A 25,813-nucleotide genomic window follows, 5' to 3' on the forward strand; every position below is an offset into this window, starting at 1 on the left:
CCCGGCCCGCTCAGCGACGGGCCGTCACCGTCCCTTCCACGGCGAAGAGTTGCTCCTCGACATGGTCCAGCGCCAGCCGCAGCGCGCCGGTGGCGACGGCCGCCTCACCGAGGAGCGACAGGGTCACCCGGGGCGGCCGCAGACAGTAGCGGGCGAGCTCGTCGCGGAGCGGGTCGAGGACACCGTCAAGACCGGCGGCCCACCCGCCGATCACCACGAGCTCCGGATCGAGCGCCAGCACCAGAGCCGCGACATCGTGCACCAGCCGCTGTATGAACCGCTCGACGGCTGCCCGCGCCCCGGCGTCGCCGAGCCTGGCCTTGGCGAAGACCTCGGCGACCGCATGCTCGTCCAACGGGTCCAGCGGGGTGTCCGTCGTGGAGAGCAGATGCTCCGGGGTGACCTCACGGCCGAGGAGATGCAGCGCCCCGATCTCTCCGGCGGCCCCGCCGAACCCACGGTGCAGCCTCCCCCCGATGAGTGACCCGGCGCCGGGGCTCAAGCCCGCCAGAACGAAGACGATGTCGTCGGACTCCGTCGCCGCGCCCTTCCAGTGTTCGGCCACGGCCGCCGCGTTGGCGTCGTTCTCCACCAGGACGGGGCACCGGAAGGAACGCCGCAGCCTTTCGCCGAGCGCGAGACCGGTCCAGCCCGGCAGGGCCGTGCCAAGACGCACGGTGCCGTCCGCCTCCACGATGCCCGGACTGCCCACGCCCACCGCGCGCAAGCTGCTGCGCTGCACACCGGTGCGCCGCAGCACATCGGCGATCATGCCTCTGACCTGGTCGAGCCTGTCATCCGCGCACGCCGTCTCGGAGACGTCCCGCGATCCCGCGCCGACGATCCTGCCGTCGAGCCCGGACAGCAGGGCGGATATCCGGTGCGGGCCGATCTCGATGCCCAGCAGGTGCCCGGCCTCCGCACGGAACCTGAAGCGCCGCGCGGGCCGGCCCTGACGCCTGGCCCCGCTCTCGTCGGGCAGGGCCTCCACCACCAGCCCGGCCGCGATGAGCCCTTCGACGACACCTTCGACCGTGGGACGCGACAGACCTGTGATCCGGGTCAGGTCGGTGAGCGTGGGCGAATCCGCCCCGCGCAGAGCGTGCAGCACCACCGCGGAATTGATCCTCCGCAGCAGCGACGGGTCCCCACCGGTCAGCCTGCTCACCGTGTGTCCTCCCAGGTCGTGCCCATGTCTGCCGGATCGTACTCGCTGACCCCGACCTCGGCGACCAGCACCCACACAGACCCAACCGGAACCACTCCCGGCCACCCGCCGCCCGCCACTCCACGCCGGCGTCAGCGTGGAGACACGAAGCCGGACTCGTAAGCCGCGATCACCGCTTGCGTACGATCCCTGGCCCCCAACTTTGCGAGGACCGCGCTGACATGTGTCTTCACGGTCTCCACGCCCACGATCAGTTCGGCGGCGATCTCCGCGTTCGACCGGCCCCGTGCCATCAGGCGGAGCACTGCCGCCTCACGCTCGGTGAGCGCCGCCCGTTCCATGGCGTCGCGCGCCCTGCTCGTGCCGTAGTCCGCAGCGAGCTGCCGGACCGCGGCGGGAAACAGCAGCGACTCACCCTCGGCCACGAGCCTCACCGCGTGGACGATCTCCGCGGGCCGGGCTCGCTTGAGCAGAAAACCGTCCGCCCCCGCGCGCAGAGCCTCGTACACGTACTCGTCGTTCTCGAAGGTGGTCACCACCAGAATCTTCGGCGGATCGGCAACGGTGCGCAGTACCGCTCGGGTAGCCTCGATCCCGTCCATCAGGGGCATGCGCACATCCATGGCCACGACGTCGGGCCGAAGCCGACCGACGAGGGGGATCACGGCGGCGCCGTCGGCCGCCTCGCCCACCACCTCGATGTCGCCCTGCGCTTCCAGGACCGCGCGGAGCCCTGCGCGCACCAGAGGTTCGTCGTCGACCAGAAGCACGGTAACCGGCATCCGATCAGCCTATGGGATCCAGTGGAAGGGTCGCCCGCACGATCCATTCCCCTTTGTGCGGGCCCGTCATGGCCTTGCCGCCCAGCAGAGCGGCCCGCTCCCGGATACCTCGCAGCCCGCTGCCGCTGCCCGGGCCGCGCGACGAAGCCCCCAGCGGATTGGCCACCTCCAGCTCCAGCCTCTCCTTCGCCACGGCGATCCTCACCCGTACGGGAACGGTGCCGGCGTGACGCAGCACATTGGTGAGCGATTCCTGCAGAATCCGGTAGCCCTCGCGTGACACAGGGCCGGGGAGCAGACCCAGTGCCCCGGTCATCTCTACGTCCATCTTCACACCGGAGCCGCGAGCCGATTCCAGCAGCCGGTCGGCCTCGGCCAGGGTGGGGTGGGCCCCGGCGGGAAGGTCGGATTCCCTCAGCACGCGCAGGACTCGCTCCAGATCGTCCAGCGCCTGCCGACCCGTCTCCTCGATGGCGGTCAACGCTCGCTCGGTGAACTCTGCGCTGCCGGCTGTCCGGGCGGCGCCTGCCTGTACCACTGCGACCGTCAGCGCGTGCCCGATCGAATCATGGAGCTCGCGCGCTATCCGATTACGCTCCAGCAGCTGCTCGGTGCGCTCTTCCAGCGCGGTCATCCGCTCGGTCGGTGACGGTCCCAGCAGCCCACGGGCCGCTGCCGTGGCCACTTCGCCGCACAGGACGACCCATCCGAGAAGTACCAGGATCGGTAGGGGCGCGAGCAGCGCGCACAGCCACCGCACTTCGAGGAAGCCGGTCAACCACCCGAGGCTCGGATCCGCGCCTGCCGAGGTCCGGATGAGGTCGAGCGTCGTGACCGGCAGCCAGACGGTGGCGAAGCCTGCTGCGGCTGTGAGGAGCAGCCTGACCTCCAGCCAGGCCACGGTGCGCCAACGGTCCGCCCATGTGGCCGCGGGCGCCGCGGATATCGAGGGGCCGGCCCGGCTGCTTTCGCCGGGTGTGAGGAGGAACTGCGCCTGTGCGCCCTCGACGAGGCGGACTGGTGGCAGCAGACCGATCGGAATCGCGAAGACGAACGGCATCGGCATCCAGGCGGTGTCGATGGCGATGAACATCCACACACTGACGACGGCGGCAGGAATGAGCAGATGCAGCCAGCGGCTGTACGTGACAGGCGCGGCCAGCGGCCCGAGAAAGTGGCGCATGCCGTCATCGTCTCAGCGCAGGGTCACGGACGGTTCCCCCGAGCGAGGGAGACGAACCACCCTGGCGGGGGAGGATTCCACCGAGGGTTGGGAGCCAGCCTTGGGTCATGACCAGCATCGACGTCGACGAACTGACCAAGGACTACGGGTCCACGAAGGCGGTTGACCGGCTCACGTTCAGTGTGCGCCCCGGCCGCGTGACGGGCTTTCTCGGCCCCAACGGCGCGGGCAAGTCCACCACCATGAGACTCGTCCTCGGCCTGGACCGGCCCACATCCGGCACCGCCACCGTCGGTGGGCACCCGTATGCGACGCTGGGAGCCCCGTTGCACCGGGTCGGCGCCCTGCTCGATCCACAGGCGGCTCATGGCTCACGTACGGCGCGTGACCACCTTCTCGCTCTCGCGGTGAGCAACGGCATAGCCGCCCGCAGGGCCGACGAGGTCCTGGGGGAGGCCGGGCTCGAGGCGGTTGCCGGGCGGAGGATCAAGACGTTCTCGCTCGGAATGCGCCAACGCCTCGGGGTCGCGGCCGCGTTGCTGGGCGAGCCGGATGTGGTGATGCTCGACGAACCGTCGAACGGGCTGGATCCGGAAGGCATCATCTGGATCCGTGAGCTCATGCGAAGCATGGCCCGGGAGGGACGCACCGTCCTGGTCTCCAGCCACCTGATGAACGAGACCTCGTCATTCGCCGACCACCTGATCGTCCTCGGCCGAGGACGGCTGCTCGCGGATCTGCCGATGCGGGAGTTCCTCGACTCCCGCAGCCGGCCCGGTGTCCGGCTACGCACCTCCGAAGACACTCGGCTCCGGGAGGCCGTGATCCGCAAGGGATACGTGCCGGTGCGGGAGGAGGACGGGTGCTGGACGGTCGACGGGGCAAAGGCGGAGGAGATCGGCGCGGCAGCCGCGGCCGAAGGGATCCCCCTGCTCGAACTCACCGACCCGCGGACCACCCTGGAGGATGCCTACCTGGATCTCACCGCAGACGCATCAGAGTTTGAAGCGGTCGCACCGCTCACGGCACAGGAGGCCTGACCACCGTGACCACCTCGACGAAGGCCGTGCTGCACTCCGAATGGATCAAGATCAGATCAGTGCGGTCCATCGTGTTCTCGCTCATAGCGGTATTCGCTGTAACGCTTGCCGTCACCGTGCTCACGTTCGCCACCGTGGGTCGCGCGGAGGCGAACAACCCCGACCATGACCTGCTGTTCTCCGCCTTCTACGCGCTGAACTTCGGGCAGATCGCGGCGCTGAACTTCGGGGCGACGGCCCTGTCCTCGGAGTTCGTGAACGGCGTTCTGCGTCAATCCCTCTCGGCCGTCCCCCGGCGAGGCCTTCTCTATGCCGCGAAGATATCGGTGATCGGCGGACTCGCCCTCGCCATCGGGATGGTCACCAGCTTCGCGGCGTTTCTGGTGGGGCAGATGTTCATGGGGGAGTATGCGATAGGCCTGGGTGACACCGGCGCGCTGCGCGCTTCGTTCGGCGGCGGAATCTATCTTGCGCTGATCGCCCTGCTCGCCGCCGGTCTCACGACGGTGTTGCGCAGCGCCGTCGCCGTGCTCAGCACGCTCATTCCCTTCCTGTTGATCGTCTCCTTCGTCGTCGGAGATGTCGCCGGGGACATCGTCCGGTATCTGCCCGATCAGGCGGGGCAGCTGGTGCTCCACCAGAATCCGGAAGGGAGTCTCGGCGCCTGGGGAGGCTTGGCGGTCACCGCCGTGTGGGCGGGGGCTGCGCTGGTCGCCGGCTGGTGGACCCTGCGGACGAGAGATGCCTGAGGGAGGGCGAGGGGCGAGTCGAGGCGCGGGCGTCGGCAGGCGGAAGGAGCCCGGTTTCCGGCATCGGAGGCGGGTGGGGAGACCCGGCAGGCACCATGTGTCAGTGGCAGACGGTTTACTGACGGTATGACCACCGCACATCACCTCCGCCTCATCGACGGGATGCGCACCCAGGACTTTCCCTCGGAGCGGGTTCCGACGGGCTCGGGAATCAGCGGGCCCGGCTACCACACGGCGCTCCTCCTCGGTGAGGACGACCACGGGGAGGGGGACGAGGCGGATCGGCTCGCATTACAGGCGCAGTGCCTGGCGGAGCACGATGCCCTGCTCTCGCTGCTCACCCTGCGCTGGGGCGAACCGCAGAGGATCAGCCTCTGGAGCGCACAGGAGCGGATGATGGCGGGGGAGGTGATAGCCGAGCCCTGGGCCGAGCCTGTCGCGAGTTGTGAGCATCTGCCGCTCTGGTGGGCACAGGACCGGTGGATCGCCGTCGTGCTCTACCTGGAGGAGGACGGGCCCGGCTGTGAGTTGGGCGTGCTGGTGACCGTGGTCGACCCGCCCTGAGGGCTCCGGGTCGGCCGTGGTTCCGGGGTGCCGGCCGGGCCGACCGCCGCCAGCAGCCGCGCGTACTCGTCCGCCATGGTGGCCACGGTCCAATGGGCGTTCAGGCCGCTCGGGTTGGGCAGCGCCCATACGCGGGCTCCGCCGATCGTCCGCTCCTGCGGGCCGATCCGGGCCCGGCGTTCGCCGAAGGCCGTGCGATAGGCGGTGACTCCGACCACGGCCAGCCACAGCGGGCCCAGCTCTTCCACCTTGGCCGACAGGACCCGTCCCCCCGCACGGAATTCCTCCGCTTCCAGCTCGTCGGCGCGTGCCGTGGCCCTGGCCACCACATTGGTGATGCCAAGGCCGTAGCCCGGAAGCTGATCCTGTTCCGAGGGTTTCAGCTGCCGGGGTGTGAATCCCGACCGGTGGAGCACCGGCCAGAACCGGTTGCCGGGATGGGCGAAATGGTGGCCCGTGGCGGCGGTCATGAGGCTCGGGTTGATTCCGCAGAACAGCACACGCAGACCGCCCGCGACCACGTCGGGTACGACGCGATCGCGGGCAGCCAGGAGCTCCTCGGGGGTCATCCGGCGGTGGAGGGGGCCGTCACCGTCAGAGAATGGAGCCGGGGGTGTACGCGGCGGCTTCCGGGTGCTGCTTGGTGATCTCCTCGATCCGGGACACCAGGACGGCGATCTGGTCGCCGGCCGCACCGGTGAACGAGAGCTTGTCGGCCATCAGGGCGTCCAGCTCACCGCGGTCGAGCGGGATCCGGTCGTCGGCGGCCAGCTTGTCCAGCAGTTCGTTGCGCTCGGCGCCCTGTTCCCGCATGGCGAGGGCCGAAGCGACCGCGTTCTCCTTGATGGCCTCGTGCGCGACCTCACGGCCCACACCGGCCCGCACCGCGCCCATCAGCACCTTGGTCGTGGCGAGGAAGGGGAGGTAGCGGTCCAGCTCACGCGCGACGACCGCGGGGAAGGCGCCGAACTCGTCGAGCACGGTGAGGAAGGTCTCCAGCAGGCCGTCGAACGCGAAGAAGGCGTCCGGCAGCGCGACCCGGCGGACCACGGAGCAGGACACATCGCCCTCGTTCCACTGGTCGCCCGCCAGCTCGCCCGTCATCGACGCATAGCCGCGCAGGATCACCATCAGGCCGTTGACCCGCTCGCAGGAGCGCGTGTTCATCTTGTGCGGCATCGCGGACGAGCCGACCTGGCCCGGCTTGAAGCCCTCGGTCACCAGCTCGTGTCCGGCCATCAGCCGGATGGTCTTGGCGACCGACGAGGGCGCGGCGGCCAGCTGCACCAGCGCGGTGACCACGTCGTAGTCGAGGGAGCGGGGGTAGACCTGGCCGACGGAGGTGAAGGCGTGGGCGAAGCCCAGGTGCTCGGCGACGCGCTGCTCCAGGTCGGCGAGCTTGCCCGCGTCACCGCCGAGCAGGTCCAGCATGTCCTGCGCCGTGCCGACCGGCCCCTTGATGCCGCGCAGCGGATAGCGGCCCAGCAGGTCCTCCAGCCGCCCGTACGCCACGAGCAGCTCGTCCGCCGCGGTGGCGAAGCGCTTGCCGAGCGTCGTCGCCTGCGCGGCGACGTTGTGCGAACGGCCCGCCATCACCAGCTCGCCGTACTCCGCCGCCTGCCGGCCCAGCCGCGCCAGGACGGCCACCGTGCGGTCGCGCATCAGCTCCAGCGAGAGCCGGATCTGCAGCTGCTCGACGTTCTCGGTGAGGTCCCGGGAGGTCATGCCCTTGTGGACCTGCTCATGGCCGGCGAGCGCGTTGAACTCCTCGATCCGCGCCTTCACATCGTGCCGGGTCACCTTCTCGCGCTCGGCGATCGAGGCGAGGTCGACCTGGTCGATCACGCGCTCGTAGTCGGCCGGGGCCGCGTCGGGTACCTCGATCCCGAGGTCCTTCTGAGCGCGCAGCACCGCCAGCCACAGCTGGCGTTCCAGCTTCACCTTCTGCTCGGGGGACCAGAGGACGGCCAGCTCCGTGGAGGCATAGCGGCCGGCCAGGACATTGGGGATGCGAGGCTTCGCAGACACAGCAGTCACGTGTCCGGAGTTTACCGGCCGTCCATACGAGGTCCGAACCGTCGGCCTGATGTAGGAAGCTCCAGGTCAGAGGTGATGCGTCACTCCCGCGGTGACAGCCGCAGGGTGATCCGGTCGAACAGCTCGGTCAGCGGCTCGCCGATGTCACGGCCGAACTCGGTCAGTCCGTAGGTGACCTGGGGCGGCGTCGTCGGGGCGACCTCCCGGCGGACCAGACCGTCCTCGACCAGTGCGCGCAGGGTCTGGGCGAGCATCTTCTCGCTGATGCCTCGGATGCTCTCGCGCAGTTCGTAGAAGCGCAGGTCGCTGCCGCGCAAGGAGATCAGCACCCAGATGCCCCACCTGCTGGTCACATGGTCGACCACGTCGCGCGCCGGGCAGTCGGTGTGAAACACGTCATACCGCTTGCCTGTCCCGACCGCCCTGTCCTGCATGCCTTCTGTCATGTCATGAACTTACCTCGAGGTATGTCCTTACCAAAAGTAAGCCTCAGCTCCTAGCGTGACGGCCACGGACGACATACGGACGTCGTTCACATCCCGACGAGGAGCAGAACATGATCGTGGTGACCGGAGCCACCGGAAACATCGGCCGACCGTTGACGCAGGCGCTGACCGAGGCGGGAAGGCATGTGACAGCCGTGTCGCGGCACACGGCGACGGTGCCGAACGGGGCCCGCCATGTGGCGGCCGACCTGGCCGAGCCCGCCGGTCTCAAGCCCGCGCTGGACGGGGCGGACGCGTTGTTCCTGCTGCTGTCGGGCGACCTGCACGCCGTTGGGGCCAACCCCGCCGACATCATCGCGGAAGCCGCGGCCGCAGGGGTACGCCGGGTCGTCCTGCTCTCCACGCTCGGCGTGGTGACCAGGCCCTTCGGCACCACGCGGGTCGCGATGCGCGCCCTTGAGGACACGCTGCGGGAGTCCGGCCTCGAATGGTCCGTCCTGCGGCCGGGCGGCTTCGCCTCCAACGCCCTGTGGTGGGCGGATTCCGTCCGCGGACAGCAGGTCGTGCACGCGCCCTTCGGGGACATCGGGGTGCCGATCATTGACCCGGCGGACATCGCGGCGGTCGCGGCCGCCTGCCTGCTGGATGACCGGCACAACGGCGGTGTGTACGAGCTGACCGGCCCGGAGGTGATCACTCCGCGCCAGCAGACGGAGGCCATCGCCGCCGCGCTGGGTTCGCCGGTGACGTTCCATGAGCTCACCCGGGATGAGGCCAGGGCAGCCATGGCCCGGAGCATGCCGGTGGAACTCGCCGATGACACCCTCGACATCATCGGCTCGCCGACCCCGGCCGAACTGCACGTGAGCCAGGACGTCCAGCGGGTCACCGGCCACGCTCCGCGGACCTTCGCCGACTGGGCCGTACGCAACGTGGCCGCGTTCCGCCGAGGCGGAGACGTGGCCTGACGAGTGCCAGGTCAGCCGTCCAGGCGGCGCCAGCCGGTCACCGGTCCTGGCGTCGCCCCGTCCGCCGGAGTGATCCAGAACGCCTTGCCCAGCTCCGCGTCGAAGTGCGCGCCGGCCCGGCCGTCGCCTGACGAGCGGCCGGTCAGCCGCCGTCCTATCCAGGGCAGCAGATGCTGCTTGGCGAACCGGGCGTCGTCGATGCGTCGCCGCGTCCACCGCGCCGGCGGGGACTCCGGCAGCGGGGTCCGCCAGTCGCTCTCGGCCGGCAGGCCCAGCGTCTGCCAGACCGCCTCCGCGACCCGGCGATGGCCATCGGCCGTCAGGTGCAGCCGGTCCACGTCCCACATCCGCTGGTCTCCCAGCGACGCCGCGCCGTACAGATCGGTCACCCGTGCGCCATGGCGCTCGGCGAGGTCATCGACCAGCGAGAACAGCTCCTCCATCCGCGGGCGGAAGCGTTCCATCACGGGGCCGTTCCGGCCGGGGCTGCGCATCAGCACCAGGGTCTTGCACGACGGCGCGAGACGCTCCACCGCCTCCTCCAGTCGGCCGCGGACCATGCCCATGTCGCACTTCGGGCGCAGGGTGTCGTTGAGTCCGCCGACGAGTGTGATCACGTCCGGCTGCAGCGCGGCGGCGACCTCGACCTGCTCGTCCACGATCTGGCCGATGAGCTTGCCCCGTACGGCGAGATTGGCGTACCGGAAGCCGGGTGCGCGGGCCGCGAGCCGGGAGGCGAGGACGTCGGCCCAGCCGCGGTAGGAACCGTCGGGCAGCAGGTCCGACATGCCCTCGGTGAAGGAGTCGCCGACCGCGACAAGACTGGTGTAGGAGGCATTCAGTTCCATGGCGCTGCCGATCGTACCGCGACAGGCCCCGTCACCCGTGGGTGGCGGGACCTGTCGGCGGACCGGGCGTCAGCGGGTCCTGGGCCTGCCCACCAGTTCGCGCAGCACGTCCTCCATCGTGACCATGCCGGCCAGCCGGCCGTCCTCGTCGAGCACGGCCGCCAGATGCGTACGGCTGCGTCGCAGTGCCGTCAGCACATCGTCCAGCGGTGTCGCCGCACGCACCCGGGCGATCGGCCGCAACGCCGTCACGGGGAAGGGCACATCACGCGGCATGGCGTCCAGGGCGTCCTTCACATGGAGGTACCCGACGATGCGCTGCTCGCTGTCCGTCACCGGGAAGCGCGAGAAGCCGGACTCGTGCGAGAGCCGCTCCAGCTCCTCGGGGGTCGTGCCGACCCGGGTGTAGAGCACCCGGTCGACCGGAAGGACCACGTCCTTCACCGGACGCCGGCCCAGTTCCAGCGCGTGCCGCAGACGGTCCGCCGAGCGGTCGTCGACGAGCCCGGAGTCCTCGGCGTCCTTGACGAGGCGTGCCAGTTCGTCGTCGGAGAAGGTCGCGGAGACCTCGTCCTTGGTCTCCACCCGCAACAGCTTGAGCAGCGTGTTCGCGAAGGTGTTGATCGTGAAGATCACCGGCTTCAGGGCCCTGGCGAGCGTCACCAGGGGCGGTCCGAGCAGCAGAGCGGTGCGGGCCGGCTCGGCCAGCGCGATGTTCTTCGGCACCATCTCGCCCAGCAGCATGTGCAGATAGGTCGCCGCCGTCAGCGCGATGACGAACGAGATAGGATGTACGAGCCCGTGCGGCACGCCCACCCCGTCGAAGACGGGCTCCAGCAGATGGGCGATGGCGGGCTCGGCGACGATACCCAGCACCAGCGTGCAGAGCGTGATGCCCAGCTGCGCCGCCGCGAGGAGCGCCGACACATGCTCCAGGCCCCAGATGACGCTGCGGGCCCTTCGGTCACCGGCTTCGGCCGCGGGCTCGATCTGACTGCGGCGTACGGAGATCAGCGCGAACTCCGCGCCGACGAAGAAGGCGTTGACGACCAGGGTGAGCAGACCGATGAAGAGCTGGACGGCGATCATCGGTCGTCCTCCGCCGGGTCGTCGTCGGCACCCGGAAGCGGGGCGTGCAGCAGAGCACGCGCCGCGCGGTGGCCCGAGGCGTCGACCACGTCGATGCGCCACCCCGTGAGCTCGACGGAGTCACCGACGACCGGGATGCGGCCGACCTCCGTCGCGATCAGACCGGCCAGCGTCTCGTACGGCCCGTCCGGTACCCGCAGTCCGATCGTGCGGAGCTGGTCCGTGCGGGCCGCGCCGTCGGCCGACCAGAGGGTGCGTCCGTCCGCGTCCTCGCCCGCGGCCGCCAGGTCGGGGGTCTCGTGCGGGTCGTGCTCGTCCCGCACCTCGCCGACGACTTCCTCCACGATGTCCTCCAGCGTCACGACTCCCGCCGTGCCGCCGTACTCGTCGATGACGACGGCCATGGCCAGCTTTCCGGAGAGCCGGTCCAGCAGGCGGTCCACGGTGAGTGTCTCGGGCACGAGCAGCGGTTCACGCAGCATGTCCGACACCCGCTTACGGGGCCGCTGGTCCGCCGGAACGGCCAGTACGTCCTTGATGTGCGCGACGCCGACGACCGTGTCCAGGCTGCCCCGGTAGACGGGGAAGCGGGAGAGGCCGGTCGCCCGGGTGGCGTTCGCGACGTCCTCCGCGGTCGCCAGCACGTCGAGGGCGGTGACCTGGACCCGGGGGGTCATGACGTTCTCCGCGGTCAGTTCGGACAGGTTGAGGGTGCGTACGAAGAGTTCGGCGGTGTCCGCCTCCAGCGCGCCCTCCTTCGCGGAGTGGCGCGCGAGTGCGACCAGCTCCTGCGGACTGCGTGCGGAGGCGAGTTCCTCGGCCGGTTCGAGGCCGAAGCGGCGCACGATCCGGTTGGCGGTGTTGTTGAGGTGGCTGATGAAGGGCCGGAAGACCGCTGTGAACGCGCGCTGCGGCGTCGCGACCGTGCGGGCGACGGCGAGCGGGGAGGAGATCGCCCAGTTCTTCGGGACGAGTTCACCGATCACCATCAGCACCACGGTGGACAGAGCCGTGCCGATCACCAGGGCCAGCGATGAGGACACACCGGGCGAGAGCCCGGTCGCCTCCACAGGTCCCCGGATGAGCTTGGAGATGGACGGCTCGGAGAGCATGCCCACCACCAGGTTGGTGACGGTGATGCCGAGCTGCGCGCCGGAGAGCTGATACGTGAGGCTGCGTACGGCCTTGAGCGCTCCCGCAGCACCACGGTCACCCCGCTCGACGGCGCGTTCGAGATCGCCGCGCTCCACGGTGGTCAGGGAGAACTCGGCCGCCACGAAGGCGCCGCAGGCGAGGGCGAGCAGCAGCGCCACGAGCAGCAGGAGCACTTCGGTCATCGGTTCACCTCCGTCCCATGATCGGGCAGGGGCAGAGGCTTCGCTCGATGTCGGCGGTATCTACTACTGGGGGGCTCGCCCATGGGCGGACGCTCACACCTTTCGAAAGGGTCGGACGGTCGAGGATCCATAGTAAAGGATAGGCAAAATCCACTGTATGGCGGGCGGCCACTCCGTCGTGGTCGTCGCTGATGCTGGTGCCCTCCGCGGCCTCGGCCCAGAAGCGCAGCACGCTGTCGGTGTCGGACGGGGTGGCGCGGCGGATGCGGAGATCAGTCATGACACGAGCCAATCAGAGCGCGGGGGAAAACAGCGAACCTCATTCGCCCCGCTGCTGCTGTGCCGTCCCGCTCCCCTTGCGGGTGCTAGCGCACGCGCGCTAGCGTAAGGGCGTGCCCAAGACTCAGCTGAACGTTCGTGTGGACGAGGCCACCGCCGAGGCGGCGCGACAGCGCGCGCTGCAGCGGGGGATGAGCGTGAACCGCTACATAGAGGAGCTGGTCAAACAGGATGCGGGCGAGGTGGGACACACCTTCGTCGAGGCCGCGGCCGACTTCATGAAGCAGTACGAGTCGGTGTTCGCCGAAGAGTTCGGCCCGGAGCGCGAAGGCACCCGTTGAACCTGCAGATCGACCTTTCGTGGCTGCTCATGGTCGCGGAGCACAAGACGCCAGGTGACCCGCAGGTCGTCGACTGGGGCGCGCTCGTCGCCGCCGTCAGCCGGCACGAGGCGGAGATCTTCGGTAGCCCCGTCTACAGCGACCCCCACTCCAGGGCGGCCGCCCTGTTGCAGCTGCTCCTCCATGTGCCCGCGCTCGAACACTCCAACGCGATGTTCGCCTCCGCCGTCGCCTACGGCTATCTCGTCGCCTCGGGGCTGAAGGTCATCACCTCTCCCGAGCAGGTGCGCGACCTCGCCCGGCTGGTGAAGGAGGGCAAGGCCGACGTCCGGATCATCGCCGACGAGCTGCGCCGTTGGAGCCTGTGACCCGCGTCCCTCAGGCGGCCTGGGAGCCCGGCTCAGCCGCCGCTCCCGAGGTTCCCGCCGAGCTCCGGTGCCAGCCAGTCCGCAGCCCGCGTCCGGAAGACCCCGGGATCCAGCGCACCCGCGCCGGCCGGCACCGCCCCGAGCAGCGGGACGCCGGCGGCGACCGGCAGGTCGTCGACGTTGCACCGTGAGGCCAGATCGGGATCGGCCGGCATGCTCCCCACCACCACCCCGGGACACGTGAGACCACGGGTGCGCAGCGCCTCCGTCGTCAGCGCGGTGGCGTTCAGGGTGCCAAGACCCGCAGGGGCCACCACCAGCACGGGAGCCGCCATCAGCCGCGCGGCGTCCGCGAGCGTGGCCCCCTGCTCGTCGTAGCGGACCAGCAGCCCGCCCGCGCCCTCGACCAGCACCAGGTCGTGCTCGGTCGCCAGCTTCTGGGCTGCCTCCGCGATCTCGTACGGGCGTACGGGCGCGAGACCCGCTCGGCGTGCCGCTGTCTCCGGGGCCAACGGCTCCGGGAAACGGGCCAGTTCGACGGCGGTCACATGGGCGCCCGCCAGCCGTGCCACCTCGGCGGCGTCTCCGGCCTCCTCCGGTGCGAGACCCGTCTGTGCGGGCTTGAGCACCGCGACCCGACGGTCACGGAACGCGGCCGCCACCGCCGCTGTCACGATCGTCTTGCCGATCTCGGTGCCCGTCCCGGTCACCACGAGGATCGTCATCTCAGCCCTCCCTCGCCGAGGCGCACACGGCCCGGCAGATCCGTGTCACATCGTCATCACCCGTCACATACGGCGGCATCGTGTACACGAGGTCGCGGAACGGGCGCAGCCACACGCCCTCGCGGACCGCGGCCCGTGTCGCGGCCTCCATGTCCACCTCGTGATCCAGCTGTACGACGCCGATCGCGCCCAGCACCCGGACGTCCCGTACGCCCGGCAGACCGGCCGCCTCCGCGAGACCCCGGCGCAGACCGTCGCCGATCCGCTTCACCTCAAGATCCCAGTCCTGGCTCAGCAGGAGATCCACGGAGGCGCAGGCCACCGCCGAGGCGAGCGGATTGCCCATGAACGTCGGACCGTGCGCCAGCACCGGCACATCGCCGCTCGAAATGCCCTCGGCCACCTCGGAGGTGCACAGGGTGGCCGCCAGCGTCAGGTAGCCGCCCGTCAGCGCCTTGCCGACACACATGACATCGGGTGACACCCCGGCGTGGCCGGCCGCGAACAGCTGCCCGGTACGGCCGAATCCCGTCGCGATCTCGTCGAACACCAGCAGGACGTCGTTCGCGTCGCACGCTTCGCGGAGCACCCGCAGATACGCGGGGGAGTGGAAGCGCATGCCGCCGGCGCCCTGGACCACGGGCTCCACGATCACCGCTGCCAGCTCGTGGGCATGGGCGGCCACCAGCTCGCGCAGATGCGCCACGTACGCGTCGTCGGGCTCGGCGTCGAAGCCGTCCGGCGGGGCGTCCGCGAAGATCTGCCGGGGGAGGGAACCCGACCACAGCTCGTGCATCCCGCCCTCGGGGTCGCACACCGACATCGGCTGCCAGGTGTCCCCGTGATACCCGCCGCGCCAGGTCATCAGCCGGTGCTTGGCGGGCCGCCCCGCCGAACGCCAGTACTGCAGGCACATCTTGACGGCGACCTCGACGGAGACGGACCCCGAGTCGGCGAGGAAGACATGCCGCAGCGGCTCCGGAGTGATCTCCACCAGGCGGGTCGCCAGCCGTACGGCGGGCTCGTGCGTGAGCCCGCCGAACATCACATGGCTCATCCGGTCCAGCTGGCCGCGTGCGGCCTCGTCGAGCACCGGATGGCTGTAGCCATGGACCGCCGACCACCAGGACGACATGCCGTCCACCAACTCGCGGTGACCGTGGGCGGGTTCGGCGAGCCGGAGGCGCACCCCCGACGCGGACTCCACCACCAGGGGCTCCTGCCGGCCCGGCATCGGACCGTAGGGATGCCAGACGTGGGCCCGGTCCAGGGCGAGGAGTTCGGCGGGGCGGAGCGGATCAGGCATTGGGCGCGAGGTCCGTCCCCGCACCGCGACGGCGGACCGCCACCAGATCCGTGCGGGCCGCCTGATCCGTACTCCCCGCCGCCAGGACCTCGGACAGCTCCGGGGCGGCCTCGGCGGGCTCCCCGCACGGAGCGCAGCCGCCCTCGTGCGAACCACAGCCGCCTCCGGCGGGCGCGCGGTGCTCGGGGAGCGTCGTCGTGTCCGCGCCCTCCACCTCGAAACCGGCGTCCGCGATCATGTCGAGGTCGGACTGTCCCGACTGGCCCTCGGTGGTGAGGTAGTCACCCAGGAAGATCGAGTTGGCCAGGTTCAGGGCGAGCGGCTGCATCGAGCGCAGATGGACCTCGCGCCCGCCCGCGAGCCGCACCTCGACGTCCGGGCAGACGAACCGGACCATCGCCAGGATGCGCAGGCAGCGCTGGGGCGTGAGGTGCCACTCCTTGGCGAGCGGGGTCCCCTCGATCGGGATCAGGAAGTTCACCGGCACCGAGTCGGGGTCCAGCTCGCGCAGCGAGAACACCACGTCCACCAGATCGGCGTCGGTCTCGCCCATGCCCGCGATCAGCCCCGAGCACGCGGAGAGCCCGGCGGCCTGGGCCTGCTGCACGGTGTCCACCCGGTCCGCGTACGTATGGGTGGTCGTGATCTCCCCGTACGTCCCCTCGGAGGTGTTGAGGTTGTGGTTGTACGCGTCGGCGCCCGCCGACCTCAACCGGTCGGCCTGGCCCTGCGACAGCAGGCCGAGGCACGCACAGACCTCGACGTCCTCGTGCTGCCCCTTGATCGCCTCGATGGTCTGCGACACCCGGTCGACATCCCGGTCCGTCGGTCCCCGGCCGCTCGCCACCAGACAGACGCGCTTGGCGCCACCGGCCACCCCGGCGGCGGCGGCCTGCGTCGCCTCGTCCGGCTTCAGCCAGGTGTACTTGAGGATTCCGGCCTTGGAGCCGAGCCGCTGCGAGCAGTACGAGCAGTCCTCGGGGCAGAGCCCGGACTTCAGGTTCACCAGATAGTTGAGCTTGACGCGCCGGCCGAACCACTGGCGGCGTACCTTGCCGGCCGCGGCCACCACGTCGAGCAGGTCGTCGTCCGAGGTCGCCAGTACGGCGAGCGCTTCGTCACGGGTCGGCAGTTCGCGCCGCAGCCCCTTGTCCACCAGCGTATTCAGCAGGTCCATGGCGTAGATCCTTACGTACGGCACCACGATCGGCCAAGGAGGAACCGGACAGGAGAGGCGGCCGATGCTGTGTGTATTGCCACACCCTGGCCTGTTGCGCACCCGGTTAGGGTCTGTGAGCTGCCTACAAAAAGGACCCGCTCATGTCCTACGCCCCGTTCGACTGGATCGACGACGAGGCCCGGCGCCGCGCCGACGCGGGGCTCGTACGGGCGCTGCGCCCCCGGCCCGCAGAAACGGAGCTGCTGGATCTCGCGAGCAACGACTATCTGGGGCTGAGCCGGCACCCCGAGGTCACATCGGCCGCCGCCGACGCCGCACTGACCTGGGGCGCGGGCGCCACCGGCTCGCGGCTCGTCACCGGTTCCACCGCACTGCACACCGAACTGGAGCGCGAGCTCGCCGACTTCTGCGGATTCGAGGCGGCCCTGGTGTTCTCGTCCGGCTACGCGGCCAACCTCGCCGCCCTCACCGCGCTCACCGGACACGACGGGCTGATCGTGTCCGACGCGGGCAACCACGCCTCGATCGTCGACGGCTGCCGGCTCGCCCGTGCCGCCACCGCCGTCGTCCCGCACGCGGACCCCGAGGCCGTGCGCGAGATGCTCAGGACGCACGACGGGCGGGCCCTTGCCGTGACCGACTCCGTCTTCTCGGTGGACGGCGACGCGGCCCCGCTGGCCCCACTCGCCGAGGTCTGCCGCGACGCGGGCGCCGCCCTCCTGGTGGACGACGCGCACGGCCTGGGCGTCCTGGGGGAGGGAGGCCGCGGCGCGCTCGCGGCTGCCGGGCTCGCGGGCCGCGAGGGGATCGTCGCCACGCTCACCCTGTCCAAGTCGCTCGGCAGCCAGGGCGGAGCGGTGCTCGGCCCCGACCGGGTCATCCGCCATCTGGTCAACACGGCCCGTACGTTCATCTTCGACACCGGCCTCGCACCGGCGGCGGCCGGCGCGGCGCTCTGTGCCCTGCGTCTGCTGCGCCGCGAGCCCGGACGCGCGGCGAGGGCCGGAGCGGTCGCCACCGAGCTGTACGGCCGGCTGACCGCTGCCGGGCTGAGGGCCGTACGCCCCGACGCCGCCGTGGTGTCGGTCCGCGCGCCCTCGCCGGATTCGGCCGTGCGCTGGGCCGCCGACTGCCGTACGGCGGGTCTCTCGGTGGGATGCTTCCGGCCGCCGTCGGTGCCGGACGGGATCTCGCGGCTGAGGCTGACGGCTCGGGCCGACCTCACTCCGGATCAGATCGGCAGGGCGGTGAACACGGTCGTGGCGACAGCGCCGGAGGCGGTCAGCTGACCGGCCGGCCGTGCAGCCCGGAGACGAAGGATGTCCACGCCCTCGCGGAGAAGCGTAGGGGTGGCAGGCCGACGTCCTTGGAGTCCCGTACGGCGAGCTGATCCTGACCCAGCGGCGCGGTTTCCACGCAGTTGTTCATCCCAGTGCTGCGGCTGCTGCGCCGCCACCGGTGCGCGGGGAGTAAGAGACGGTCGGACATCGTGCCCCCCTCGGGCAGTCTGAAGGTTCCGTCAACCACCGCGTCCTGCCGCGGCGATGAGGTCGAGCGAACGCGCGGGCGACAGCGCGTGAGCCTGCATCGTGCGGAAGGCCGAGCTGTACGCCTCGAGGTCTTCTCCCCGCTCCAGATAGAGGCTACTCGTCAAATGGTCAAGAACGACCACATCTAGATCAGAAGTGTTCGGAAAAGAGAGAATTACGAAAGGCCCTGTGAGGCCGATATAGCTCCCGGCCTCGAACGGGAGCAACTGCAGCGTCACATGCGGTAGTTCTGCCGCCCGAGCCAGATGGCGCAATTGTTCCCCCATCACCCGGGGGCCGCCGACCCCCCGCCGTAACACCGCCTCGTCCAGTACGGCGCTGAGCCGCAGCGGCCTGGGTGCGTGCAGGACGCTCTGCCGGGCGAGCCTGACCTCCACCAGGGAGTCGAGTTGTGCGGGCGGCAGGCCGTCCAGCGTGGACCGGGTCACGGCGCGCGCGTAGTCGGCGGTCTGCAGGAGGCCGGGGACCACCGAGGTCTCGAGTGTGCGGGCGGCGACGGCCTGGGACTCCAGGCTGATGAAGTCGCGGTACTGGGGCGGGATGAGGCCGCGATAGGCGTGCCACCAGCCGCTTCCGCCTCCACCGGCCGAGCCGGCGAGCGACTGGAGCAGCGAGCGCAACTGCCGGTCGTCCACGCCGTAGGCGTCGAGCAGCCGGGTCACATCACCGGGTGTCACCCCGGTCGCCCCCGTCTCGATCCGGCTCACCTTCGACTGGTGCCAGCCCAGCATCCCGGCTGCGTCCCGGCTCGTGAGTCCGGAGGTGTGGCGCAGACCGCGCAGTTCCTCCCCGAGCTTGCGACGGCGTACCGCTGGGCCGTTTCGCATGATGGCGTCCTCTCGTTGTACGAAGAGCCGCCCGCGCGGGTCCGGCTCGGAGAGGGGCCAGTGTTACGCCCGTAAAGGGCTCGGGGGGCATAGTTCACCGTAATGAGCGACAGATATATGCATATCTTCGTGGATCGCCGTCATGGAGGGCGGCACGGGTGGCAGTCTGACGCGAAGCACAACCCAGGCCGGCCACGGGGCGGTCGGGTCGGGAAGGGACGGCGTCGCCATGGCAGACCATCAGGAAGCAACCGTCACTCTGCCGAGCGATCCGGCATCGGTCTCGGCGGCCCGCAGATACGTGGGCCGGGTGCTCGCCGAATGGGGCCTCGCCGAGGACGGCGACACCGCCGACACCATCCGGCTGATCGTCTCGGAGCTCGCGACCAACGCCGTTCAGCACACCTTCGGGCAGTCACCGACCTTCACGGTGGACCTCCGCCTCGACCGGGACGTGGAGTTCTATCTCGGAGTGACGGACAGCCACCCGCGCTGGCCCCAGCGGCTGCCCGCCGCGGTCCGGCAGGACAACGGCCGCGGCATGGTGATCATCCGGGCCCTGGCCAAGGAGCACGGCGGCAGGCTCGGCGTCTGTTCCACCCCGGACGGCGGCAAGACCGTGTCGATCGCCCTGCCCTGGCCGGTTCCCGCGCAGACCTGACACCTCGCGGGGCTCTCAGGGGGCGGTGGCCCGGCCGAAGCCACTGCGCAGCAGTGCCATCAGCGTCGTCGCCGCAGGGGTGTTCCGCTCGCCACGGTGAGCGATGGAGATCGTCCGCCGGAAAGCGGCCGGCTCCAGGCGCCGCACGGCGAGCGGCGCCGGGGATGTCGCGGCCACCATCTCGGGCACCACCGCCATGCCGATCCCGGCGCTGACCAGGGCGCACACCAGTGCGTAGCCGGGCGACTCGCACACCACGGCGGGGGTGGCCCCCGCCTCGGCCAGCGCACGCTCCACCCCGCGCCGTGGCGGATGCCCGGGCGCGCTGCTGATCAGCGGCCGGCCCGCGAGCTCGGCCACGGGCAACGGCCAGCTGTCCTCGGACAACATCTGGCCGGGCGCGGTGACCAGCACCAGCTCCTCGACGAGCAGCGGCTCGGCGAACACCCCCGCGGGCAGCGGCTCGGTGGCCGCGGGCTCGTACGCATGGGTCAGCGCCAGGTCCGCGTCGCCCGCCGCCACGGCGGCGACCCCCGCGGGCGGTTCGTGGTCCGTGACGGCCAGCTCCACATCGGGGTGGGCGCGCCGGAACGCGGTGAGTACCGGCGGCAGCAGATGGATCCCGGCCGTCACGAACGTGCCGACCCGCAGCCGGCCGCCCGAGAGGCCCGCCAGCCCGGCCAGCTCGTGCCGCGCCCGGTCCATCTCGTCCAGCACACGTCTGGCCCTGCCCGCCAGCAGCTCGCCGGCCGCCGTCAGCCGCGCCCCGCGGTGGTGGCGGACCAGGAGCGCGGCTCCGGCCTCCTTCTCCAGCTTGGCCAGCTGCTGCGAGAGTGCGGGCGCGGTGTAACCCAGCCGCGCGGCGGCGCGGGTGATCGAGCCGGCCTCGGACACCGCCACCAGCGCGGCCAGCCGTGTCGGGTCGTACATTAAGCGTTCCTTTTGGCAGACCCACAAGATTGCAAGTACATGCTAGGGGGCCTGGGCAGGCAGGGTGGGCGCATGGACGCACAGCTGCTCGCCTTTGTCGCCGTGGCCGCCGGGATGGTGGCGCTTCCGGGCGCCGACTTCACCGTGGTCGTACGCAACGCGCTGGCGTCCCGAAGGGCCGGGCTCGCCACCGCGCTGGGAGTCGTCGGCGGACTCGTGGTGCATACCGCGCTGGCCGCAGCCGGCCTCGCCGCCGTACTCGTGACGGTGCCCGTCCTGTTCCGCTCCCTCCAACTGCTCGGTGGGACGTACGTCCTCTACCTCGGGATCAGCGGCCTGTGCGCCATGCGGCGACGGGCACGACGGGCGACCGCCGGAGCCGGCACCGAGGCCGAGGACGAGGCCGAGGACAGGACGCAGCCGGGGCTCGGACGTGCGCTGCGCCAGGGCTTCCTGACCAACGCCCTCAATCCGAAGGCGCCGGTGCTCTTCCTCAGCCTGCTGCCCCAGTTCGTCCCCGACGGGGAGCCGCCCCTGCCCAGGACCGTGCTGCTGGCCTCGGTGGTCGTCCTGCTCGGACTCCTCTGGTTCCCGGCCGTGGCCCTGCTGGTGGACCGGCTGGGCCGGTGGCTGCGCCGGCCGCGTACCACCCGTGCGATCGAGGGTGGCAGCGGCACGGCGCTCACCGCGCTGGGGCTTGTGCTGGTCACGGGGCCCCTGCTGCGCTGAACCGGACGAGGAGGGGCGTCAGGCGACCCTCCCGTACAGGACGCTGCTGGACCAGATCTTCTCCAGCCGCACCACGGCGCCGGTCTTCGGCGAGTGCCAGATCTTCCCGCCGCCGGCGTAGATGCCGACGTGGTACACACCGCTGCCGCCATGGAAAAAGACCAGGTCGCCGCGTTTCCGCTGCGACCTGGAGATATGGCGGGTCTTGTTGTACTGCTGCTGTGCGGTGCGGGGTAGTTGTTTGCCGGCCTTCTTGAACGCGTAGAGCGTGAGCCCGGAGCAGTCGAAACGGCTGGGGCCCGTGGCGCCCCATCTGTAGGGCGCGCCCTTCTTCGAAGCGGCGATCTTGAGTGCCTTCGTCGAATGGGCGGCGGCCTCGGCGTCGTTCACGAAACCGGGGGTCATCATGGTGGTGCCCACGGCGAGTGTCAGAACCGAGGCCGTACCCACCCGGGCGAACAGAGACGGGACATGAACCTGCGCAGTCATGCGCAACCCTTCGTCAGCCGCCTGTGAAGGATGACCTGTCGGGTTCGGGCTGGCGAAGTTGCCCGGCCGCGCGGTGCGGCTTCACCCCGAGGGCCGTCCGGATGACCGGGCGGCCCGATGTGCTCGGGTCCTCCACTCCTGCCGATCCACTTCTGTCGACCAGGCATCCGGACAGCGGCAGGACTCGGCGTCCGCCCGGACCGCCCCGCCGCGGTGGCGGGGGCTTGTCGTCCCAGGGATCTTTACGCATGAACTGTCAGATTTCCTCGCTGAACTGGCCATAAGTGAGAGTCGTCACGACTGATCCGATCGGGTGGACGCGGGCGTTCCCGATCCGTGACGGACATGCCTGACCAGCCGCGCACCAGCAGCGGAGCGACAGATTCCGCTCAGTGTCCGCACCAGTCGCGCAAGTTGGGCCGTCCCTCGGCCGGGGGAGCACCTACGCCGATCGAGCGAGGGAAACTCATCGGCCGACCGGGCGTGTCGAAAAGGCGCCGAAACGCGGGTCAGGTGGCCGATTCGGTCGGCGAAGCGCTCAACTCGACGGGGTGGGTGGCACGGCGACCCGCCCGGCGCGACGCTCGCCGTCCAGCGCCCGCAGCGCCCTTGCCAGCGTGTCCGCGTGGATCCGCGACTCACCCCGCTCATGCATCAACACGAGTGCCTCCCGCAGGGCGGTGGCCCGGGACGCGAGGGCCTGGGCCGCCCGGAGCGCCCCGTAGGTGTCGCTGCCTCGGGCCGGGTTGATGCGGCCGAGCTGGTCGAGCACCTCCAGATAGCAGTCGATGAACTCGGCCTCGGCACGGGTCAGCGCGGGGAGCGGCGGGAACTGGGGTGAGAGCATCGGGCGTTCACCTCGCGGGGTGCGGCGGCTGGGACAGTGTGCGGTTCTGCGTGATGTGATCCACCATTCCGAACGCCAGGGCGGCCGGGGCGTCGAGGATGGTGTCCCGTTCGATGGCTGCGCCGATCTCCTGTGCGGCACGCCCCGTGTGGTGCGCCAGCATCGTGACGAGCAGCTCCCGCTCCCGCTCCAACTCGCGTGCCTGGATGTCGAGATCGGACGGCTGGCCCTGCATCGGCTCGTCCAGGGCGGGTTGCTGGATGACTACCCGGGCGCCGGGCAGGGCATGTCGGCGTCCGGGCGCGCCTGCCGCGAGCAGCACCGCCGCACTTGAGCTCGCCTGGCCGAGGCAGAAGGTCTCCACGTCGCAGGTGAGGAAACGCATCGTGTCGTAGACCGCCGTCATCGCCCTGAAGGTGCCGCCCGGTGAGTTGATGTAGAGGGACAGGGGCCGGTCGGGCTCCGCGTGCTCCAGGTACATGAACTGCGCGATCAGGTCGCTCGCCGCGGTGTCGTCGACGGGTGTGCCGAGAAAGACGATCCGCTCGGACAGCAGCTTCGAATACGGATCCACGCTCCGGGACCCGTAGGCGGTGCGCTCGGTGAACTCGGGCAGGACGTAGCGGGCGGCGGGACGGAACATGGCGGTGCCTCTCCTCGGATCGCAGCGAATCGGCGTACGTACAAAATGTACAGGACGTACAGGACGTACAGGAGGTTAAGATGGGTCCATGGCTTACGAGATTCCGGTGACGCAGGCCCGGGCCGACCTCGCCGAACTGATCAACCGTGTCGTCTACGGGGGTGAACGTGTGGTGGTGACGCGGCACGGAAAGCCTTTGGTCGCCCTGGTATCCGCCGCTGACCTGCAACGACTTGAGGATGACGAGGCGGCGGCGCGGGAGGCGGCGGCCGAGGAGCAGGCGATCAGTTCGGTGTCCTCCTTCGGCTCCGTGTCGTCCGCTCCGGGCGAACGGCACCGCTTCGGGATCGCCGCCGAGCACCATGGCTCCGGGCACGGCGGCTCCGAGTACCGCGGCCCAGAGCACCACGTTTCCGGGCACGGCGGCCCCGAGCGCCGTCGCCCGGAGGACCGGGGGCGCTGACCCCGTCCGGGTGCGCGGCGGTGCGGGAGCGCGAGAAGCCGCACCCCGGCCAGTCCTGGCGGGGGCGCGGCTCGTCCGGGAGGTGTCCCGTCAGCGGGTGAGGGCCGGTTCGGGGCGGTCGGCCGTTTCCGCGGGGCCGGCCTCGGCAGCCCCGCGCGGGCGGCCGCCGAGCAGTACGGCGGCCAGGCCCACTGCGGCCCACACCGCCAGGGTCAGCACGGGCCCGCCGACGGCGGCGCCGTCGAAGAACGCGACCGACCTCAGCAGGGTGCCGCCCGCGCCCGGCGGGAGCCACTGACCGATCGCCCCGACCGGCTCGGGCAGCAGCTCGGGGGCGCTCGTGACACCCGAGAAGGAGTTGCCGAGCAGCACCATCAGCAGGGCGCCCACGCCGATGCCCTTCGGGCCGAGCAGTGCGGCGAGGCCCGCGACGCCCGAGGCGATGGCCAGCACGGTGAGGCCGATGGCGCCCGCTTCCGTCCACCAGTCACCCGTCACCACGCCCAGCCAGCTGTGGGCCACCGCCGTGGCGGCGACACCCACCAGGGCCCCCGCACCGACGAGTGCCACGACCGCCCGGGTGCCGCGCAGCCTCATGACGATCACCAGCGCCCCGGCGGCGACGCCCGCGAGGGCCAGCGGGAGGAGGCTCGCACCGAGCGCGGCGCCGCGCGGATCGGCCTCGGGTGCCGCGACGACATCGGTGACCGGTATGGAGGTCCCCTCGGGGGCGGCTCCCTCGGCCGCGGCGGTCAGCAGCTGGGTGACGACGGGGCTCGCCGCCGATGCGGTGAGCAGCCGCGGGCCCTTCTCGGTGATGACCAGGGCGCCGTATACGGTCCGGTCCTCGATCGCCCCGCGGGCCGTGGCCTCGTCGGCGTAACGGTGGACCTCGAAGGCGCCCTCGCGCTGCTCGAACTGCCGCTGGAGCTGGTCGGCCGCCGGTGCCGCACCCGCGACGCCCACCGGCAGATCGCGTGGGGCGATCCGGGCGGCGGGCCAGGCGAACGCCCAGAGACTGAGCGTCACGATCAGCGGGACGAGGAGGATGACCGCGAGCGCGCGGCGGTTCGGCGCAGCAGACATGGTGACTGCCTCAATTCAAAGAGAAGGATCGTTCGTTTTAGGGTTCCCGTCACTGTCCCCGCCGTTCCGGACCCTTGTCAAGAAGGAACGTTCGTTTTACATTGGTTCCATGGCACGCGTATCCCAGGAGCACCTCGACGCCCGCCGCCGGCAGATCCTCGCCGGTGCCGCGCGCTGCTTCGCCCGAAACGGCTTCCACGGCACCTCCATGCAGGACGTGCTGAAGGAGGTCGGGCTGTCGGCAGGTGCCGTCTACCGCTACTTCTCGGGCAAGGACGATCTGATCGCGGCCATCGCGGACGAGGCGTTCGGCAGTATCCGGCGCGCCTTCGAGGAGGCCGCCGAGCTCACCCCGCCGCCCACCCCGGACCGGCTGCTCGGCAGGGTGCTGCGCGGGGTGTTCGACCGGCAGGTGTACGGGATGGAGCGCCGGGTGTGTGCCGCGCTCGTCCTCCAGGTCTGGGCCGAGACCATGGGCAACGAGCGCCTCGCGAAGACGCTCGACGACGGTTACGCCGGCATGCGCGCCGCCTGGGGGAAGCTGGTGGACGCCTACCGGGCGGCCGGGCTGATGCGTGCGGATGTGCCGTCCGACGATGTCGCCCGCACCCTGATCGCCGCGGCCCAGGGGTTCATCGCGCAGGAGGCGCTCTTCGGCGGGGTCCGGCCGGAGGTCCTGGAGAACGGTCTGCGGGCGCTGATGTCCATGGATCCACCCAAGAGCAGTTAACGCGCCGGAAAAACTTCCGCCTTAACGTGCCCTACCTGGTCGCGGAATCCTCCTCCTGTTCAACAGAATGTTGAAGGAAGGGCAGGGTCCCGCCGCGCCCGGGGCAGGTACCGGGCGGAAGACGAAGAGGGTGGAAGCGTGCAACTGACTCCGCACGAACAGGAGCGCCTGCTCATCCATGTGGCCGCCGATGTCGCCGAGAAGCGCAGGGCACGCGGACTGCGGCTGAACCACCCCGAGGCGATCGCGCTGATCACCTCGCACCTTCTCGAAGGTGCCCGCGACGGACGGACCGTGGCCGAACTGATGGCCTCCGGCAGGAGGATCCTCACCCGCGACGACGTGATGGACGGCATCCCGGAGATGATCCACGACGTCCAGGTCGAGGCCACCTTCCCGGACGGCACCAAGCTGGTCACCGTCCACGAACCGATCGTCTGACGGGGGA

General features: G+C 70.6%; 30 protein-coding genes, 2 pseudogenes and 1 riboswitch. Of the genes and pseudogenes, 12 read left to right on the plus strand and 20 right to left on the minus strand.

Annotated features, from left to right (window positions below; translation table 11 throughout):
* Positions 1 to 10 precede the first annotated feature (10 nt).
* The 3 genes from OG623_RS31080 to OG623_RS31090 all read right to left on the minus strand — a co-directional run bounded on the left by OG623_RS31080 (position 11) and on the right by OG623_RS31090 (position 3,133).
* Complete coding sequence (locus OG623_RS31080) at positions 11 to 1,168, minus strand: ROK family transcriptional regulator (protein WP_406150913.1); 1,158 nt, start codon at positions 1,166 to 1,168, stop codon at positions 11 to 13.
* A 131-nt stretch (positions 1,169 to 1,299) separates the two neighbouring features.
* On the minus strand, positions 1,300 to 1,950 hold the full coding sequence (locus tag OG623_RS31085) for a response regulator (RefSeq protein WP_406150914.1): 651 nt from the start codon (positions 1,948 to 1,950) through the stop codon (positions 1,300 to 1,302).
* A gap of 4 nt (positions 1,951 to 1,954) precedes the next feature.
* Entirely contained in the window at positions 1,955 to 3,133 is a 1,179-nt protein-coding gene (locus tag OG623_RS31090; protein WP_406150915.1) for a sensor histidine kinase, read from the minus strand.
* Between the two features lie 107 nt (positions 3,134 to 3,240).
* Between OG623_RS31090 and OG623_RS31095 the strand changes: the two genes are divergently transcribed.
* From OG623_RS31095 to OG623_RS31105, 3 genes are all read left to right on the plus strand, one after another.
* Positions 3,241 to 4,173, plus strand: a complete 933-nt coding sequence (locus tag OG623_RS31095) for an ABC transporter ATP-binding protein (RefSeq protein ID WP_406150916.1) — start codon at positions 3,241 to 3,243, stop codon at positions 4,171 to 4,173.
* A gap of 5 nt (positions 4,174 to 4,178) precedes the next feature.
* Positions 4,179 to 4,922, plus strand: a complete 744-nt coding sequence (locus OG623_RS31100) for an ABC transporter permease (RefSeq protein WP_406150917.1) — start codon at positions 4,179 to 4,181, stop codon at positions 4,920 to 4,922.
* A 126-nt stretch (positions 4,923 to 5,048) separates the two neighbouring features.
* Positions 5,049 to 5,486 (plus strand): hypothetical protein, encoded by a 438-nt coding sequence (locus OG623_RS31105; protein WP_406150918.1) that lies wholly within the window; start codon positions 5,049 to 5,051, stop codon positions 5,484 to 5,486.
* Here the strand turns inward: OG623_RS31105 and mug are convergent.
* The 3 genes from mug to OG623_RS31120 all read right to left on the minus strand — a co-directional run bounded on the left by mug (position 5,420) and on the right by OG623_RS31120 (position 7,969).
* Positions 5,420 to 6,055 carry a G/U mismatch-specific DNA glycosylase gene (mug, locus tag OG623_RS31110; RefSeq protein ID WP_406150919.1) on the minus strand — a complete coding sequence of 212 codons (636 nt, stop codon included), beginning with the start codon at positions 6,053 to 6,055 and terminating at the stop codon, positions 5,420 to 5,422. The two genes, OG623_RS31105 and mug, sit on opposite strands and share 67 nt — an antisense overlap.
* 25 nt (positions 6,056 to 6,080) lie before the next feature.
* On the minus strand, positions 6,081 to 7,523 hold the full coding sequence (gene purB, locus OG623_RS31115; protein ID WP_406150920.1) for an adenylosuccinate lyase: 1,443 nt from the start codon (positions 7,521 to 7,523) through the stop codon (positions 6,081 to 6,083).
* An 80-nt stretch (positions 7,524 to 7,603) separates the two neighbouring features.
* Positions 7,604 to 7,969: a winged helix-turn-helix transcriptional regulator gene (locus OG623_RS31120; RefSeq protein WP_406150921.1), complete on the minus strand. Its 366-nt coding sequence runs from the start codon at positions 7,967 to 7,969 to the stop codon at positions 7,604 to 7,606.
* A gap of 110 nt (positions 7,970 to 8,079) precedes the next feature.
* Between OG623_RS31120 and OG623_RS31125 the strand changes: the two genes are divergently transcribed.
* On the plus strand, positions 8,080 to 8,937 hold the full coding sequence (locus OG623_RS31125; protein WP_406150922.1) for an SDR family oxidoreductase: 858 nt from the start codon (positions 8,080 to 8,082) through the stop codon (positions 8,935 to 8,937).
* Between the two features lie 11 nt (positions 8,938 to 8,948).
* Here the strand turns inward: OG623_RS31125 and OG623_RS31130 are convergent, their stop codons facing one another.
* The 4 genes and pseudogenes from OG623_RS31130 to OG623_RS31145 form a co-directional block, all read right to left on the minus strand.
* The gene (locus tag OG623_RS31130) at positions 8,949 to 9,785 is read right to left on the minus strand and encodes an SGNH/GDSL hydrolase family protein (RefSeq protein WP_406150923.1); all 837 of its coding nucleotides are present in this window, start codon (positions 9,783 to 9,785) and stop codon (positions 8,949 to 8,951) included.
* A 69-nt stretch (positions 9,786 to 9,854) separates the two neighbouring features.
* On the minus strand, positions 9,855 to 10,874 hold the full coding sequence (locus OG623_RS31135) for a hemolysin family protein (protein ID WP_406150924.1): 1,020 nt from the start codon (positions 10,872 to 10,874) through the stop codon (positions 9,855 to 9,857).
* Complete coding sequence (locus tag OG623_RS31140; RefSeq protein WP_406150925.1) at positions 10,871 to 12,211, minus strand: hemolysin family protein; 1,341 nt, start codon at positions 12,209 to 12,211, stop codon at positions 10,871 to 10,873. Before OG623_RS31140 ends, OG623_RS31135 begins: the two co-directional genes overlap by 4 nt.
* Before the next feature lie 166 nt (positions 12,212 to 12,377).
* Positions 12,378 to 12,491, minus strand: a pseudogene (locus tag OG623_RS31145) (GNAT family N-acetyltransferase); the annotation flags it as partial.
* A 112-nt stretch (positions 12,492 to 12,603) separates the two neighbouring features.
* Between OG623_RS31145 and OG623_RS31150 the strand changes: the two are divergent.
* Together OG623_RS31150 and OG623_RS31155 are read left to right on the plus strand one after the other, a co-directional pair.
* Entirely contained in the window at positions 12,604 to 12,831 is a 228-nt protein-coding gene (locus OG623_RS31150) for a hypothetical protein (protein WP_014157595.1), read from the plus strand.
* The gene (locus OG623_RS31155) at positions 12,828 to 13,199 is read left to right on the plus strand and encodes a fic family toxin-antitoxin system, toxin component (protein ID WP_406150926.1); all 372 of its coding nucleotides are present in this window, start codon (positions 12,828 to 12,830) and stop codon (positions 13,197 to 13,199) included. Before OG623_RS31150 ends, OG623_RS31155 begins: the two co-directional genes overlap by 4 nt.
* Before the next feature lie 32 nt (positions 13,200 to 13,231).
* Here the strand turns inward: OG623_RS31155 and bioD are convergent, their stop codons facing one another.
* From bioD to bioB, 3 genes are read right to left on the minus strand one after another with little or no spacing between them, the layout of a single operon-like run.
* Complete coding sequence (bioD, locus tag OG623_RS31160) at positions 13,232 to 13,924, minus strand: dethiobiotin synthase (RefSeq protein WP_406150927.1); 693 nt, start codon at positions 13,922 to 13,924, stop codon at positions 13,232 to 13,234.
* Between the two features lies 1 nt (position 13,925).
* Complete coding sequence (locus tag OG623_RS31165) at positions 13,926 to 15,230, minus strand: adenosylmethionine--8-amino-7-oxononanoate transaminase (protein ID WP_406150928.1); 1,305 nt, start codon at positions 15,228 to 15,230, stop codon at positions 13,926 to 13,928.
* Positions 15,223 to 16,407, minus strand: coding sequence for a biotin synthase BioB (gene bioB / locus OG623_RS31170; RefSeq protein WP_406150929.1), 1,185 nt, complete (start codon positions 16,405 to 16,407; stop codon positions 15,223 to 15,225). The genes OG623_RS31165 and bioB overlap by 8 nt, the downstream gene beginning before the upstream one ends.
* 143 nt (positions 16,408 to 16,550) lie before the next feature.
* Between bioB and OG623_RS31175 the strand changes: the two genes are divergently transcribed.
* Entirely contained in the window at positions 16,551 to 17,699 is a 1,149-nt protein-coding gene (locus OG623_RS31175; protein ID WP_406150930.1) for an 8-amino-7-oxononanoate synthase, read from the plus strand.
* Here the strand turns inward: OG623_RS31175 and OG623_RS31180 are convergent.
* Together OG623_RS31180 and OG623_RS31185 are read right to left on the minus strand one after the other, a co-directional pair.
* The gene (locus OG623_RS31180) at positions 17,692 to 17,898 is read right to left on the minus strand and encodes a DUF397 domain-containing protein (RefSeq protein ID WP_406150931.1); all 207 of its coding nucleotides are present in this window, start codon (positions 17,896 to 17,898) and stop codon (positions 17,692 to 17,694) included. The two genes, OG623_RS31175 and OG623_RS31180, sit on opposite strands and share 8 nt — an antisense overlap.
* A 31-nt stretch (positions 17,899 to 17,929) precedes the next feature.
* Complete coding sequence (locus OG623_RS31185) at positions 17,930 to 18,787, minus strand: helix-turn-helix domain-containing protein (RefSeq protein WP_406150932.1); 858 nt, start codon at positions 18,785 to 18,787, stop codon at positions 17,930 to 17,932.
* Between the two features lie 229 nt (positions 18,788 to 19,016).
* Here OG623_RS31185 and OG623_RS31190 point away from each other — a divergent pair, with 229 nt between their 5' ends.
* Entirely contained in the window at positions 19,017 to 19,448 is a 432-nt protein-coding gene (locus OG623_RS31190; RefSeq protein ID WP_406150933.1) for an ATP-binding protein, read from the plus strand.
* A 15-nt stretch (positions 19,449 to 19,463) separates the two neighbouring features.
* On the opposite strand, the gene OG623_RS31195 is transcribed toward OG623_RS31190, so the two are convergent.
* Positions 19,464 to 20,378, minus strand: coding sequence for a LysR family transcriptional regulator (locus tag OG623_RS31195; RefSeq protein ID WP_406150934.1), 915 nt, complete (start codon positions 20,376 to 20,378; stop codon positions 19,464 to 19,466).
* Positions 20,379 to 20,450: 72 nt separating this feature from the next.
* On the opposite strand from OG623_RS31195, the gene OG623_RS31200 reads away from it, so the two are divergent.
* A complete protein-coding gene (locus OG623_RS31200; protein WP_406150935.1) occupies positions 20,451 to 21,107 on the plus strand; it encodes a LysE family translocator in 657 nt (218 codons plus the stop codon).
* Positions 21,108 to 21,125: 18 nt separating this feature from the next.
* Here the strand turns inward: OG623_RS31200 and OG623_RS31205 are convergent, their stop codons facing one another.
* The 3 genes from OG623_RS31205 to OG623_RS31215 all read right to left on the minus strand — a co-directional run bounded on the left by OG623_RS31205 (position 21,126) and on the right by OG623_RS31215 (position 23,086).
* Positions 21,126 to 21,596 carry a C40 family peptidase gene (locus OG623_RS31205; protein WP_406150936.1) on the minus strand — a complete coding sequence of 157 codons (471 nt, stop codon included), beginning with the start codon at positions 21,594 to 21,596 and terminating at the stop codon, positions 21,126 to 21,128.
* A gap of 3 nt (positions 21,597 to 21,599) precedes the next feature.
* Positions 21,600 to 21,772, minus strand: a riboswitch (cyclic di-AMP (ydaO/yuaA leader).
* 362 nt (positions 21,773 to 22,134) lie between these two features.
* The gene (locus OG623_RS31210) at positions 22,135 to 22,443 is read right to left on the minus strand and encodes a hypothetical protein (protein WP_406150937.1); all 309 of its coding nucleotides are present in this window, start codon (positions 22,441 to 22,443) and stop codon (positions 22,135 to 22,137) included.
* Positions 22,444 to 22,450: 7 nt separating this feature from the next.
* The gene (locus OG623_RS31215) at positions 22,451 to 23,086 is read right to left on the minus strand and encodes an ATP-dependent Clp protease proteolytic subunit (protein ID WP_406150938.1); all 636 of its coding nucleotides are present in this window, start codon (positions 23,084 to 23,086) and stop codon (positions 22,451 to 22,453) included.
* A gap of 88 nt (positions 23,087 to 23,174) precedes the next feature.
* Here OG623_RS31215 and OG623_RS31220 point away from each other — a divergent pair.
* Positions 23,175 to 23,465: pseudogene (locus tag OG623_RS31220) on the plus strand (type II toxin-antitoxin system Phd/YefM family antitoxin); the annotation flags it as partial.
* A 174-nt stretch (positions 23,466 to 23,639) separates the two neighbouring features.
* Here the strand turns inward: OG623_RS31220 and OG623_RS31225 are convergent.
* The gene (locus OG623_RS31225; RefSeq protein ID WP_406150939.1) at positions 23,640 to 24,635 is read right to left on the minus strand and encodes an ABC transporter permease; all 996 of its coding nucleotides are present in this window, start codon (positions 24,633 to 24,635) and stop codon (positions 23,640 to 23,642) included.
* A gap of 109 nt (positions 24,636 to 24,744) precedes the next feature.
* Between OG623_RS31225 and OG623_RS31230 the strand changes: the two genes are divergently transcribed.
* Complete coding sequence (locus tag OG623_RS31230; RefSeq protein WP_406150940.1) at positions 24,745 to 25,365, plus strand: TetR/AcrR family transcriptional regulator; 621 nt, start codon at positions 24,745 to 24,747, stop codon at positions 25,363 to 25,365.
* Between the two features lie 138 nt (positions 25,366 to 25,503).
* On the plus strand, positions 25,504 to 25,806 hold the full coding sequence (locus OG623_RS31235) for an urease subunit gamma (RefSeq protein ID WP_406150941.1): 303 nt from the start codon (positions 25,504 to 25,506) through the stop codon (positions 25,804 to 25,806).
* The last annotated feature ends 7 nt before the right edge of the window (positions 25,807 to 25,813 follow it).

This window comes from Streptomyces sp. NBC_01012 (assembly GCF_045162755.1).
Classification (GTDB): domain Bacteria; phylum Actinomycetota; class Actinomycetes; order Streptomycetales; family Streptomycetaceae; genus Streptomyces.